General features: G+C 55.3%; 14 protein-coding genes. 10 read left to right on the top strand and 4 right to left on the bottom strand.

Features of this window, described 5'->3' with window-relative positions; all coding sequences use genetic code 11:
* Window positions 1-22 precede the first annotated feature (22 nt).
* From iraP to adrA, 4 genes are all read left to right on the top strand, one after another.
* Window positions 23-283 carry an anti-adapter protein IraP gene (iraP, locus tag OGW17_RS16265; protein WP_012133608.1) on the top strand — a complete coding sequence of 87 codons (261 nt, stop codon included), beginning with the start codon at window positions 23-25 and terminating at the stop codon, window positions 281-283.
* Between the two features lie 159 nt (window positions 284-442).
* Window positions 443-1,858, top strand: a complete 1,416-nt coding sequence (gene phoA, locus OGW17_RS16260) for an alkaline phosphatase (protein ID WP_071259932.1) — start codon at window positions 443-445, stop codon at window positions 1,856-1,858.
* A 142-nt stretch (window positions 1,859-2,000) separates the two neighbouring features.
* Window positions 2,001-2,321: a phosphate starvation-inducible protein PsiF gene (gene psiF, locus OGW17_RS16255; RefSeq protein ID WP_012133606.1), complete on the top strand. Its 321-nt coding sequence runs from the start codon at window positions 2,001-2,003 to the stop codon at window positions 2,319-2,321.
* 107 nt (window positions 2,322-2,428) lie between these two features.
* Window positions 2,429-3,526 (top strand): diguanylate cyclase AdrA, encoded by a 1,098-nt coding sequence (gene adrA / locus OGW17_RS16250; protein ID WP_012133605.1) that lies wholly within the window; start codon window positions 2,429-2,431, stop codon window positions 3,524-3,526.
* Window positions 3,527-3,541: 15 nt separating this feature from the next.
* Here adrA and proC read toward each other — a convergent pair whose 3' ends face one another.
* Window positions 3,542-4,351, bottom strand: coding sequence for a pyrroline-5-carboxylate reductase (gene proC / locus OGW17_RS16245; RefSeq protein ID WP_047458533.1), 810 nt, complete (start codon window positions 4,349-4,351; stop codon window positions 3,542-3,544).
* 138 nt (window positions 4,352-4,489) lie between these two features.
* Between proC and OGW17_RS16240 the strand changes: the two genes are divergently transcribed.
* From OGW17_RS16240 to ppnP, 5 genes are all read left to right on the top strand, one after another.
* Window positions 4,490-4,948, top strand: coding sequence for a YaiI/YqxD family protein (locus tag OGW17_RS16240; RefSeq protein WP_012133603.1), 459 nt, complete (start codon window positions 4,490-4,492; stop codon window positions 4,946-4,948).
* 181 nt (window positions 4,949-5,129) lie between these two features.
* A complete protein-coding gene (gene aroL, locus OGW17_RS16235; protein ID WP_071259930.1) occupies window positions 5,130-5,675 on the top strand; it encodes a shikimate kinase AroL in 546 nt (181 codons plus the stop codon).
* Window positions 5,676-5,701: 26 nt separating this feature from the next.
* Window positions 5,702-5,893 (top strand): protein YaiA, encoded by a 192-nt coding sequence (gene yaiA, locus OGW17_RS16230; protein ID WP_012133601.1) that lies wholly within the window; start codon window positions 5,702-5,704, stop codon window positions 5,891-5,893.
* 261 nt (window positions 5,894-6,154) lie between these two features.
* Window positions 6,155-6,832: an AroM family protein gene (locus OGW17_RS16225; RefSeq protein ID WP_012133600.1), complete on the top strand. Its 678-nt coding sequence runs from the start codon at window positions 6,155-6,157 to the stop codon at window positions 6,830-6,832.
* A gap of 70 nt (window positions 6,833-6,902) precedes the next feature.
* Window positions 6,903-7,187, top strand: a complete 285-nt coding sequence (ppnP, locus tag OGW17_RS16220; protein ID WP_024130605.1) for a pyrimidine/purine nucleoside phosphorylase — start codon at window positions 6,903-6,905, stop codon at window positions 7,185-7,187.
* 37 nt (window positions 7,188-7,224) lie between these two features.
* Here the strand turns inward: ppnP and rdgC are convergent, their stop codons facing one another.
* On the bottom strand, window positions 7,225-8,136 hold the full coding sequence (gene rdgC, locus OGW17_RS16215) for a recombination-associated protein RdgC (protein ID WP_071259928.1): 912 nt from the start codon (window positions 8,134-8,136) through the stop codon (window positions 7,225-7,227).
* Window positions 8,137-8,261: 125 nt separating this feature from the next.
* On the opposite strand from rdgC, the gene mak reads away from it, so the two are divergent.
* Window positions 8,262-9,170, top strand: coding sequence for a fructokinase (gene mak / locus OGW17_RS16210; RefSeq protein ID WP_047458524.1), 909 nt, complete (start codon window positions 8,262-8,264; stop codon window positions 9,168-9,170).
* A 114-nt stretch (window positions 9,171-9,284) separates the two neighbouring features.
* Here the strand turns inward: mak and sbcC are convergent, their stop codons facing one another.
* A complete protein-coding gene (gene sbcC / locus OGW17_RS16205) occupies window positions 9,285-12,428 on the bottom strand; it encodes an exonuclease subunit SbcC (RefSeq protein WP_071259925.1) in 3,144 nt (1,047 codons plus the stop codon).
* Window positions 12,425-13,633: an exonuclease subunit SbcD gene (sbcD, locus tag OGW17_RS16200; RefSeq protein ID WP_058669151.1), complete on the bottom strand. Its 1,209-nt coding sequence runs from the start codon at window positions 13,631-13,633 to the stop codon at window positions 12,425-12,427. The genes sbcC and sbcD overlap by 4 nt, the downstream gene beginning before the upstream one ends.
* Window positions 13,634-13,704 lie beyond the last annotated feature (71 nt).

Genomic DNA, 13,704 nt, shown 5'->3' with positions numbered 1-13,704 from the left:
CCTCGGATAAGGAAATACGGTCATGAAAAATCTCATTTCAGAGTTGTTGCTGAGGCTCGCCCAAAAAGAAGAAGAGTCGAAAGAACTGGTTGCTCAGGTAGAAGCGTTAGAGATTATTGTCACGGCGATGCTGCGTAATATGGCGCAAAATGAGCAGCAGAAGCTCATTCATCAGGTTGAGGATGCGCTCGACGGCGTAAAGCCGGATGCCAGCGTTCCAGATTACGATACGGAATTGCTGCGCCAGTATGTAAAAAAGTTACTGAGGCATCCTCGTAGCTGATCGTATTCAGAGTAAACACTGTCATAACCTTGTCACGTCAGTTACCTATAGTCGCTTTGTTTTTATTTTACTGTATTTATACCCGTTGTACTTCAGGTTGCATATGTATTGGCTTTCTGTAACCCGAATTATTTAGGGTAGGCACATGGAGAAAATAAAGTGAAACAAAGCGCTATTGCTATTGCCCTGTTACCTCTGCTGTTTACCCCCATTACGCATGCCAGGACGTCCGCGATGACGGTGCTGGATAATCGTGCCGCACAGGGAGATATTACCACGCCAGGCGGGGCGCGCCGATTAGCGGGCGATCAAACGGCGGCGCTGCGAGATTCGCTGAGCGATAAACCGGCCAAAAATATTATCCTGCTGATTGGCGACGGTATGGGGGATTCTGAAATCACTGCGGCGCGAAATTATGCGCAAGGGGCCGGCGGCTTTTTTAAAGGAATTGATGCTTTACCGTTGACCGGGCAATACACCCATTACGCGCTGGATAAAGAAACGGGCAAACCGGATTACGTCACAGATTCCGCCGCGTCGGCAACGGCGTGGTCGACGGGAGTTAAAACCTATAACGGCGCGTTAGGCGTCGATATCCACGAAAAAGATCACACCACGATCCTGGAGATGGCCAAAGCGGCAGGTCTGGCGACGGGCAACGTCTCGACCGCAGAATTACAGGATGCGACACCCGCCGCGTTAGTCTCCCATGTAACCTCACGCAAATGCTACGGCCCCAGCCTTACCAGCACTCTTTGCCCGACAAACGCGCTGGAGAAGGGTGGAAAAGGGTCGATCACCGAGCAACTGCTGAATGCGCGGGCGGACGTTACGCTTGGCGGCGGCGCGGCCACCTTTGCTGAAATGGCGACAGCAGGCGAATGGCAGGGGAAAACGTTGCGTGAGCAGGCGCTGGAGCGGGGATATCAGTTGGTGAACGATGCCGCCTCGCTGAAGGCGGTAACGGCGGCAAATCAGGATAAGCCGCTGCTGGGCTTGTTCTCCGACGGCAACATGCCGGTTCGCTGGGAAGGCCCGAAAGCCTCTTATCACGGCAACCTTGAACAACCTGCGGTGACCTGCAAGGCAAACCCGCAGCGCGATGATACCGTGCCTACGCTGGCGCAAATGACGGACAAAGCGATTGAGCTGTTGAGTAAGAATGAAAAAGGTTTCTTCTTGCAGGTTGAAGGCGCGTCCATCGATAAACAGGATCACGCCGCCAACCCATGCGGGCAGATTGGTGAAACGGTCGATCTGGACGAAGCCGTGCAGCGTGCGCTGGCATTCGCTAAAAAAGAGGGCAATACCCTGGTTGTGGTGACTGCCGATCATGCGCATTCCAGCCAGATTATCGCGCCGGAAAGCAAAGCGCCGGGACTGACGCAGGCGTTAAATACCAAAGATGGCGCGGTGATGGTCATCAGCTACGGCAACTCGGAAGAGGAGTCGCAGGAACATACCGGCAGCCAGTTGCGCATTGCCGCATACGGCCCGCATGCGGCGAATGTCGTCGGATTAACGGACCAGACCGATCTGTTCTACACCATGAAAGCGGCGTTGGGACTGAAGTAAACGGACTCCTGACGGCAATACTTTTGCCGTCAGGTGGTATTTTCGTCGTCAGCAGCCAGACTTAGAGTTAGCCTCCTTCGGTTACGGCGCACGTAACCAGAAGGATGACGTGTAGTGTCAACACTCACAGAAGGATGGTGCTATGAAAATAACATTACTGGTTACCCTGCTGTTTGGGCTGGTTTTTTTAACCGCCGTCGGCGCTGCCGAGAAGACATTAACCCCGCAACAACAGCGTATGACGAGCTGCAATCAGCAGGCGACGGCGCAGGCGTTAAAAGGGGATGCGCGTAAGACCTACATGAGCGATTGCCTGAAAAACAGTAAATCCGCCCCAGGTGAGAAAAGCCTGACGCCGCAGCAACAGAGAATGCGTGAGTGCAACCAGCAGGCGACGGACCAGTCGCTGAAAGGCGACGATCGCAGCAAGTTTATGAGTGCCTGTCTGAAAAAATCCGCATAGTGCTAACGGGTGAGCTGAGAAAATCACTCACCCGAAATTTCATACTTCCTTCACAATCCCCCTCTCTATAATTTGGGAAAATTGTTTCAGAATGTTCCCAAAAAATAATGAATGATGAAAACTTTTACAAAAAAGCGGTCGCACAGAGTGAGCCACCTCACTCTCCTCAAAATGACCATCAACGCTCCGGGCTGCGATTCGCCAGGCGGGTGAGACTGCCGCGTGCGGTAGGACTGGGATGGATGTTTCTCCCGATCGCCGCTGTACTGGCTTCACAACCGATTGCGGGAGGATGGTGGTTGTTTCTGGTCGGCTGGTCTTTCGTCTGGCCGCACCTGGCGTGGCAACTGGCGAGTAAAGCCATCGATCCTTTAAGCCGGGAAATATACAACTTAAAGGCGGACGCCATTCTTGCTGGCGTCTGGGTTGGGGTGATGGGCGTCAACGTGCTGCCCTCCACGGCTCTGCTGATGATGATGTGTATGAATTTGATGGGCGCGGGAGGGCTGCGGCTCTTTATTGCCGGTATGGTGTTAATGGTTGTGTCATGTCTGGTGACGTTACAGCTAACCGGAATTACCGTGGCTTTTCGCAGCGCGCCGCTGGAGTGGTGGTTCTCCCTGCCGGTGATTGTGATTTATCCCTTACTGTTTGCCTGGGTGAGTTACCAGACGGCGACCAAACTGGCGGAACATAAACGCAGGCTACAGGTGATGAGCATGCGGGATGGCATGACCGGCGTCTATAACCGGCGTCACTGGGAAATATTGTTGCGTAATGAATTTGATAACTGTCGCCGCTACCACCGGGACGCCACGTTGCTCATCATCGATATCGATCACTTTAAGAGCATTAACGATACCTGGGGGCACGATGTCGGAGATGAGGCGATTATTGCCCTGACGCGCCAGTTGCAGATGACGCTGCGCGGCAGCGATGTGATAGGACGTTTTGGCGGCGACGAGTTTGCGGTGATCATGTGCGGTACGCCAGCGGATAACGCGATTGCCGCGATGTCGCGGGTTCATGAGCGATTAAACGCGTTACGCCTGCCGTGCGCGCCACAGGTTATTTTGCGCATCAGCGTGGGCGTTGCGCCATTGACCACGCAAATCGGACACTACCGGGAATGGCTGAAATCGGCGGATATGGCGCTTTATAAAGCAAAGAACGCCGGACGTAACCGTACCGAAGTGGCGGCCTGACGTCCGGCAACTGGCTCAGGATTTACTGAGTTTCTCTGATTTTTCCATACACTTCGCCATCGCTTCAATAATCGACGCCCGGAACCCTCGTTCCTCCAGCACCCGAACGGCTTCAATGGTCGTCCCGCCAGGCGAGCACACCATATCTTTCAGTTCACCCGGATGTTTACCCGTTTCGAGCACCATTTTGGCGGAGCCCATTACGGCCTGCGCGGCGAATTTATAGGCCTGCGCGCGAGGCATTCCGCCCAGCACCGCGGCATCGGCCATCGCCTCAATAAACATGAAGACATAAGCCGGAGCGGAACCGCTGACCCCAACGACGGGGTGGATCATCGACTCGGCAATCACTTCCGCTTCGCCAAAGCAGCGGAAAATGTTCAGCACGTCAGCGGTATCTTCCGGCGTGACCAGCGCATTTGGCGTTATGGAGGTCATGCCCGCGTTGACTAAAGACGGCGTGTTTGGCATCGCGCGAACAATTTTGCGATCGTGCCCCAGCGCGCGCGCCAGCTGATCGAGCGTGACCCCCGCAGCGATAGAGACGACTAATGAGTCCTTGTTCAGGCTGGAGCTGATTTCGCTCAGCACTTTAATCATGATGCCCGGCTTCACGGCGCCGAAAACGATATCCGCAACCTGCGCGACGTCCTGCGCACTCTGCGCCGCATTGATGCCGTACCGATCGTGCAGCGCGGCGACGTTATCCGGGGACGGGGTATAGACCCAGATTTGCCCGGGGAGAACCTGACCGCTGGCAATCAGGCCGCCCAGAATGGCTTTTCCCATATTACCGCAACCGATAAAACCGATTTTCTTCTCCATTTCGTCACTCCCTATGCGTATTTTTAGTTGGGGTTATTAGCTTAACGTGGATTGAAAGTCTCATGAAGGAGAAACAGCACTTTGACGGAAGACAAAAGCACGAGACAATAGACGATTGCACATGAGCCTGGAGCGGTTATGACAATATGGGTGGATGCGGATGCGTGTCCGAATGTGATTAAAGAGATTCTGTACCGTGCGTCTGAACGTATGCAGATGCCGCTTATTCTGGTGGCAAACCAGAATTTACGCGTACCGCCTTCGCGTTTTATCCGTACACTGCGCGTACCCGCCGGATTTGATGTCGCTGACAACGAGATTGTGCGTCAGTGCGAAGCCGGAGATTTGGTCATTACGGCGGATATCCCGCTGGCCTCTGAAGTGCTGGAAAAAGGGGCGGCGGCGCTGAATCCACGCGGCGAACGCTATACGGAGTCAACGATCCGCGAACGCCTGACAATGCGTGACTTTATGGATACCCTGCGCGCCAGCGGGATTCAGACGGGCGGGCCGGACAGCCTTTCTCCGCGCGATCGCCAGCATTTCGCCGCCGAGCTGGATAAGTGGTGGCTGGAAGTCCAGCGCAGAACGCGCTAAATGTAATGTTATTTTTACACTTTGCTGCTGATGATTTCTTGTTATAGTAAGCGCGTACAATCTTTCACGGTTTTTGTGGAATGATTTATTTACATTTAACGATGTACTAGTTTGGTGGTATGATTATTACTTTGATGACATCAGATCCCGCACCTTTGCGGCTCTCTGGGGAAAGCCCGCTATGACGCAACCTCTCTTTCTTGTTGGCCCTCGCGGCTGTGGTAAAACAACAACCGGTATGGCGCTTGCGCAGGCAGTGGATTTCCAGTTTGTTGATACCGATCGGTGGTTGCAATCGCACGTCCAGATGACGGTTGCGGAGATTGTTGACCGGGAAGGGTGGGACAGCTTTCGCGCCAGAGAAACAGCAGCGCTGAAGGCGGTTACCGCGCCGTCAACGGTGGTTGCGACGGGGGGAGGGATCATCCTCACCGAATACAATCGTCGTTATATGCGCGAAAATGGCATTGTGATTTATTTAAGCGCGCCAGTGTCCACGCTGGTGAACCGGCTGGAGGCCGCGCCAGAAGAGGGACTGCGCCCGACGCTAACCGGCAAGCCCTTAAGTGAAGAGGTGCAGGAAGTGCTCGAACAGCGCGACGCGCTGTATCGTGAAGCCGCGCATTACATCATCGATGCGAGCCATACCCCTGACCAGGTTGTTTCTGAAATTCTTGCGGCGTTGTCGCAGGCGGCGCAACGATTGCAGGGCGGCGTCTATAATTAAAGTTCATCCAGTAAAAAGGAAGAACTATGCCAACAAAACCGCCTTATCCCCGGGAAGCGTATATCGTCACCGTTGAGAAAGGAACGCCAGGTCAGACGGTGACCTGGTATCAGCTCCGCGCCGACTATCCCGAACCTAACGCACTGATCAGCGAGCATCCTTCCGCGCAGGAAGCGATGGACGCCAAAACGCGCTATGAAGATCCCGATAAAAGCTGATAAATCCTGACGTGTGGAACGCCCGGCAAGGCGCCTGAGTCACGTCACAACGTACTTGCATCACACTTTTCACTCATTGCCGCATTCTGCTAAAACTGAAAATTAAGCGATAACAATATACTACTGGAGTGATTTGGAATCTTTACACAATGCATTGCCGATCTCCTGCTACGCTTTTCTGCATTTGTAGCGCAGGGCAGGTAAGTGTTCAGGCATTTACCCGGGAATTAACGACGAAGTAAAAAGAAGGTGGAACAGAAAATGAGTGCGTCGTTGGCTATCCTCACGATCGGCGTTGTGCCAATGAGCGAAGTGCTGCCGCTTCTGACGGAGTATATCGATGAGCAACATATTACCCATCATAGTCTGTTGGGTGAGATCAGCCGTGAAGAGGTGTTGGCGGAGTACGCCGTCGAGGCCGGAGACGATCCGCTATTAACGTTGCTCAGTGATAACCAAATCGTCCATGTTTCGCGCCAGAAAGTAGAGCGCGACCTGCAAAGTATTATCGAAGTGCTGGATAACCAGGGCTACGATGTCATTTTATTGATGAATACCGCCGCGATTAACAGTATGACCGCGCGTAACACGATCCTGCTGGAGCCGTTGCGTATTATCCCGCCGTTAGTGGCGTCGATTGTTGATGGCCACCAGGTGGGCGTGATTGTGCCGGTTGAAGAGTTACTGGATGTGCAGGCGAGAAAATGGCAGGTCTTACAACGTCCTCCGGTCTTTTCTTTGGCGAATCCCGTGCAGGGATCGGAACAACAACTGATTGATGCCGGTAAAGATTTGCTGGAACAGGGCGCGGATGTGATCATGCTGGATTCCATTGGATTTAATCAGCGTCATCGTGATTTATTGCAAAGAGCGCTGGATGTTCCGGTCTTGCTCTCTAATGTATTGATTGCACGGCTGGCTTCGGAATTACTCGGTTAATTTTGCGTGACAGGCAGAAGGTCGCGACCCTATATTGGTGCTTAACGTAACCATGAGAAAGGGCCAGTTTATGCTACAAAGTAACGAATACTTTTCCGGCAAAGTGAAATCGATCGGCTTTACCAGCAGCAGTACTGGTCGCGCCAGTGTCGGCGTGATGGCGGAAGGCGAATATGCCTTTAGCACTGCCGCGCCGGAGGAGATGACGGTGGTCAGTGGCGCGTTGAACGTACTGCTTCCGGGGGAAACCGAGTGGAAAGTCTACGCGGCGGGCGAGGTGTTTAACGTCCCTGGCCAAAGTGAGTTCCATTTGCAGGTGGCTGAACCGACGTCCTATCTTTGCCGCTATTTATAATGGCGCTTCCCTCTCCCGGCGGAGAGGGAATATTCACTTAGCGTTGCGCTTCGCCGCCCAGACCTTCAACCAGGCTTTGAATTAACGCCGCCAGCTCACCCGTCATCAGAATGAAATCGGCATCAAAACGCTGAGCGTAGTCTTCGCGATCGATATCTTCGTTTTGATCGCGCAGTTCATCGCTGAACTTCAGGCGTTTGATCGAACCGTCATCGCAGATCAAGAACTGAATGCGCTGCTGCCAGTCGAGCGCCAGTTTCGTGACCACTTTACCCGCTTCAATGTGCACGGCGATCTCGTCGCTGACCAGATCCTGTTTCTTCGCGCGGATCACGCCGCCGTCTTCCAGCATTGCTTTCAGCTCTGCTTCGTCCAGCAACTGGAATCCCTGCGCCACCGTACCGGAACGCACCCATTCGGTGAGCGTCAGCTCGATAGGATTTTCCAGCGCCAGCGGAACCACCGGCAGCGAGCCGAGGCTTTTACGCAGCAGCGCCAGCGTATCTTCCGCTTTTTTAGCGCTTGCGCAATCGACCATGATCAGACCGTTAACGGTGTCGATCCACATCATTGTCTGACTAAAACGGCTAAAGGCGCGCGGCAGCAGTGAGTGCAGCACTTCATCTTTCAGTGAGTCTTTTTCCGTTTTTTTCAGCTTGCGCCCCTGGTCAGCTTCCAGTTTGGCGATTTTCGCTTCCAGCGCTTGCTTGATCACCGGCGACGGCAGAATTTTCTCTTCTTTGCGCGCGCAGATAATAATTTGGCCATTGGCAGTATGCGTTAACGCATCGCTGTGCGAGCCCATTGGCGGAACCCAGCCCGTTTTTGCCATATCCTGGCTGCCGCAAGGGGTAAACGTCATCGAGGCTAGCTGTTTTTCCATCTCCTCGGCGCGCAACGAAATATCGCGGCTAAGACGGTAAACCATTAAATTTTTGAACCACAGCATGATAATTTCCACGGCCTTGTCGTTAAATCCAGCGGGTATAATAACGAATTGTCGGCGGGCTTGCATTGCCAACCAGAACACCCGCCTCTACTCTGTTGATATTCCCTAAAAATGAGGAGCGATGTGTGCGTATAGGTATCGATTTAGGCGGCACGAAAACGGAAGTGATTGCGCTCGGCGATGCGGGGGAACAGCTGTTTCGCCATCGTCTGCCTACGCCGCGGGATGATTATCGACAAACGATAGAGACCATCGCTTCGCTGGTCGAGATGGCGGAAAAGGCGACGGGCCAGACGGGTACGGTAGGGATGGGTATTCCAGGTTCGATCTCGCCCTATACCGGCGTGGTAAAGAACGCCAACTCAACCTGGCTTAACGGTCAGCCGTTCGATAAAGATTTGAGTGCGCGTTTGCAGCGGGAAGTGCGCCTGGCGAACGACGCTAACTGTCTGGCGGTGTCCGAAGCGGTGGATGGCGCGGCGGCCGGAGCGCAGACCGTTTTTGCGGTGATCATCGGCACCGGGTGCGGGGCTGGCGTGGCGCTGAACGGTCGGGCGCATACCGGCGGCAACGGTACGGCAGGCGAGTGGGGACACAATCCCTTGCCGTGGATGGATGAAGATGAACTGCGCTACCGTGAAGAAGTGCCCTGCTACTGTGGCAAACAAGGCTGCATTGAAACCTTTATCTCAGGAACCGGGTTTGCCACGGATTACCATCGTCTGAGTGGTCATCCGCTGAAAGGGAATGACATTATCCGTCTGGTTAACGAGCAGGACGCGCTGGCGGAACGGGCGCTTAGCCGTTATGAACTGCGCCTGGCGAAATCGTTAGCCCATGTGGTCAACATCCTCGACCCGGACGTTATCGTGTTAGGCGGCGGGATGAGCAATGTCGATCGGTTGTACAACACCGTGCCATCATTGATTAAACCGTTTGTTTTTGGCGGCGAATGCGAAACGCCGGTTCGTAAGGCGTTACATGGCGATTCCAGCGGTGTTCGCGGCGCGGCATGGTTGTGGCCGCAGGAGTAAATCGTTTTTTGCCGGATAAGGCATAATGCCCGGTGGCGCTACGCTTACCGGGCCTACAACGTGCTCCCTGTAGGCCGGATAAGGCGTTTACGCCGCCATCCGGCAAAACAACAGTCATTCCACAGCAAACATCTTATCCAGTTTGCTGTAACCCAGCCCGTTGATTTTCTTCACCTTAATTTGCACAGGAATGCGTTCTTTCATCGCTTCCACATGGCTTATTACGCCAATCGTCTTACCGGTGGCATTCAGCGCGTCCAGGGCATCCAGCGCGGTATCCAGCGTCTCGCTGTCCAGCGTACCGAACCCTTCATCAAGGAACAGAGAGTCGATGCGCGTTTTGTGGCTGACCAGATCGGACAACGCCAGCGCCAGCGCCAGACTGACCAGGAAACTTTCGCCGCCCGACAGCGTGCGGGTATCGCGAACGGCATCCGCTTGCCAGGTATCGACCACCTCCAGTTCCAGCGCTTCGCTGGCCTTGCGCTGGAGCAGGTAACGACCATGCAGGCGAGTCAGCTGATTGTTCGCCAGCCAGACCAGGTTATCCAGCGTCAGTCCCTGAGCAAATTTGCGGAATTTATCGCCCTCTTTAGAGCCGATTAACGCGTTCAGATAACCCCAGTCCTCCACCTGCTGCGAGGCGTTTTCAATCTCCAGCATCAGAGACTGCTGCTGTTGGCGGTTATCCGCATCCTGTTTGAGTTGCTGGCGGATCTCCCCCTGACGCGTCGTATTGTCCCGCAGTTGTCCGGTTAATTGCGTCACGGCCTGCTGAATGTGTTCAGGTGTGAGCGTGAGATCCAGCCCTTCGGGCGGATGTTGTTGATGTTCTGCCAGAGCCTGGCTCGCCTGAGCGGCTAAGGCCTGCGCCTGCTGTAACTGGTTTTCCAGCGCCTGGCGATGTTGTTCGAGGCGGGCGATGGTCTCATCGTCCAGCAGCGCGGCAAGGAAGGCGGCGCGATCGTCAAATACGCTGGCCTTGAGCGCGGCGTCAAAGTGCGCCTGCGCCTGTGCTACCCGCTGCATTTCCTGCGCTTCCTGCTGCTGCAAGGTCTGCCACTGGCTCTGTAGCGAAACGCAATCATCATGTACCTGCCGCCAGTTATCCAGCGCCACGCGCTCGTTGCTCTCCGGGAGAATATCTGTTTCCGGTAGTGTTTCCAGCAGGGGAGCCAACTGCGCGATGCGCGTTTGTAGCTCGCCCAGTTCCGTTTGGCGCTGTTGCCATGTTTGCGCGTCATCCGCGCGGGCGTTTAACCACGACGCTTCTTCTCCGTCGGCGGGCAGGGATAACCCGTAGCGGCGCAGTTCAGACAGCAGCGTAGTTTGACGCTGGTCGATTTGCTGCTGAAATTGCGTAACCTGCCCGGTATGGGCGGCGATCTGCGCCTGCAACATATGGCGCTGGCTGAGCTGATACAGCTGTTGTTCATAGTCCTGCCGGGCGGTCAGCCACGGTGAAATATCGTCCTGAGGGTGCAGCGTAACTTTTAGCGCGCCACACAGCGTCTGCCATTCTTGAGTGAGCGCTTGCTCCTCTTTTACCAGTGCTTGCGCTTCGCTTTCGTCGCGGTGTAGCTGCTGCGTTAATGTTTCCAGTTGCCCGCGTAAGGCGGCGCCTTCTTCCGCCAGCGTCTTGACCTCTTTTTCCAGTGCATCTCGCCGCGCCTGATTCACGCCGGGTTCGAGTGCCTGATAGGATGCAATCGCCGGATGCGAGGTCGAGCCGCAGAGCGGGCATGGCTGGCCGGATTGCAGCAGCGCTCGCTGGCTTTCCAGATCTTTGATGCGCGCCTCCTGCTCGCAAATCGTTTTTACATCCATGAACTGCTGATTTTTTTCTTTATATTTCTGCCGCTTATCCTCCAGCGCCGCACTGCGTCGGGCCAACTCCTGCTGACTATTCTGGATCGCGGTTTGCAGTTGTTCCCGTCGTTTTTGCTTAGGCGCTATCTGCCCATGCAGGCTGGCGAGCCGCTGACGCAGCGGCTGCTGCTGCGTATGCTGCGCCAGCGCTGCCGTGGCCTCTTCTGGCGTAAGCGTCAGAGGATTCGGTGGAAGCGCGTCACGCTTGCGGATATCGCTTGCACACTGCTGCTGCCATTTAAGCAACTGCGCTTTATCGCTGGACTGTTGAGCAAACAGCGCACGCCAGCCTGCCAGTTCACTGCTCCACAAGCGGAAGCGTTCATGCTCGGTGAGCCACCCGGTCAGCGTCTGCATGGTGGCGCGCAGTTCGGCGGATTGTTGTTGAGCGCTGTGTCGAATGCGGCTGCGCAGGTGTAATACGCTTTGTAAGCGAGCATTCACTTCCTGAATTTGCTGACGTGTGCGCCCGGCGGCAGCGGTTTGTTCCTCAATGCGTTCCCAGTGTGGGCGTAACTGCCGGGCAGGATGCGCCAGGTTCAGCGCGGCCAGCTGCGGCTGCGCGTTTTCCTGTTCTTCCTGGGCGACCCGCAGCGCCTGCTGGCGGCGATTCATTTCAGCCTGCAACTCATTCTGACGGGTCAGCCAGTGCAGATGTTGCTGGTGAAGCTGCTGGCGGGCGAGCAGCTGTTTTTCTTCGTCAGTGAGCGCCTGCAAACTTTCATTGAGGGAATGCTGCTGCTCCGGCGCTAACAGCGAGACGCCGCTGGCCTGCGCCTGAAGCTTTTCCAGGTCGGTGCGGGCGGTCTTGTGCTTTTCAAACACCAGCGCGGAGATCTGCCCGTAGATTTCGGTTCCGGTCAGCTCTTCCAGAAGCTCGGCGCGCTCTTTTGGCTTCGCATTGAGAAACGCAGCGAACTGCCCCTGCGACAGCAGCATGGAGCGGGTAAAACGTCCGTAATCCAGCCCGGTAAGCGATGCCGTCATCTCCAGCTTATCTTTGACCTTATCGGCGAGGATTTTTCCGTCGGCGCAGCGCGCCAGCTCCACGCGCGGCACTTGCAGGTTTCCATCCGGCTGATTGCGGGCGCGGTTCTGGCTCCAGAAAGCGCGGTAAGACTCGCCTTTAACCTCGAACTCCACTTCAGCAAGGCATTCGGCCGTATCGCGGGTCATCAGATCGTTTTGCGATTGCGAAACGGTGCTCAGGCGTGGCGTCTCGTGATAGAGCGCAAGACAGATGGCGTCGAGCAGCGTGGTTTTCCCCGCGCCGGTCGGCCCGGTGATGGCAAACAGCCCGTTGCTGGCAAAAGGTTCTGCCGTGAAATCGACTTTCCATTCTCCCTTCAGGGAGTTGAGGTTTTTCAGGCGCAGGCTGAGAATCTTCATGCATCATGCTCCCCGGCCAGCGAATGTAGGGTGGTGGTAAAAAGCTGCGTCAGACGTTCACGCTGGGGCTCATCCAGCTCTTCCAGCGCCAGACGGCGGGTAAAAACGTCTTCCACGCGCAGTTCGCTCAGGGTTTCACGTCGTTCGTTAGCCATAATGCGTTCGCGATTTTCCCGACTGCGGCGCACCAGTAAAACCTCAACGGGCAGCGACTCCGTTAATGCCTGAATTTTGCGCTGCATATCGTGAAGGTATTCGTCGGTGGTGATTTCAATATCCAGCCAGACAGGGGGCTCCTGGTGAGCATCGCGCCATTGCTCAAGTTGTTCGGTGATGGAGGCCAGATCGCCTTTCAGCACCGCCAGCGGTTGAGTGACGGGAACGGTGAGGTTCTCTACTTGATGTAATTTGCCGTTTGCAAAACTGACCAGATGGACGCATTTGCTTTTGCCGCACTCATCAAAGCTCAGCGCGATCGGAGAGCCGCAGTAGCGGATGTGTTCCGTGCCGCCAATGATCTGCGCCCGGTGAATGTGTCCCAGCGCGATATAATCGGCAGGAGGGAAGTTTTGCGCCGGGAAGGCATCCAGCGTGCCAATATAGATGTCACGTACCGCGTCACTTTTACTGGCGCCAACGGTGGTCAGGTGCCCGGTGGCGATAACCGGCAGAGTTTGATCGCCGTCGCCGCGCAGCTTACAGGCTTCCTGATACTGTTGTTGGTAATAATCCGTGATCGCCCCGAGCAGATGCTGCTGTTTTTCATTGCCCGAAAGCCCCGCCTGGCTGGTGATGATGTCGCGCGGGCGTAAAAACGGAATCGGGCAAAGCACGGCGCCCGGCGTGCCGTCGCGACGGTAAAGGTACTGCGGCGCGTGGCCTGCGCTGGCGACCACGGTGGTGTTGAGAAACGCCAGAATATCGCGGGATTCGTTGAGCGTGGCGACGGAGTCATGGTTTCCGGCCAGCACCACCAGATGACAGCCGGTTTGCTGTAAATTGACAACAAACCGGTTATACAACTCGCGGGCATAGCTTGGCGGCGATCCTGTATCAAAAATGTCACCCGCGACAATAATCGCATCCACCTGGTGAGATTGCGCGGTTTCCAGCAGCCAGTCGAGAAACGCCTGGTGCTCGGCGGCGCGGCTTTTGCTGTAGAAGTTTTGTCCCAGATGCCAGTCAGAGGTGTGAAGGATGCGCATAACGGTTCCATGACGAAAAAGCGTGGGCAGGATTATAACCCGTCGGGAACGGTAATATCTTGTTTCGTGAC

The sequence above is a fragment of the Citrobacter sp. CK181 genome, from assembly GCF_030333595.1.
Lineage (GTDB): Bacteria > Pseudomonadota > Gammaproteobacteria > Enterobacterales > Enterobacteriaceae > Citrobacter_B > Citrobacter_B koseri.
The sequence above is the reverse complement of the archived record's forward strand: the minus strand, read 5'-3'. Positions and strand labels throughout refer to the sequence as shown.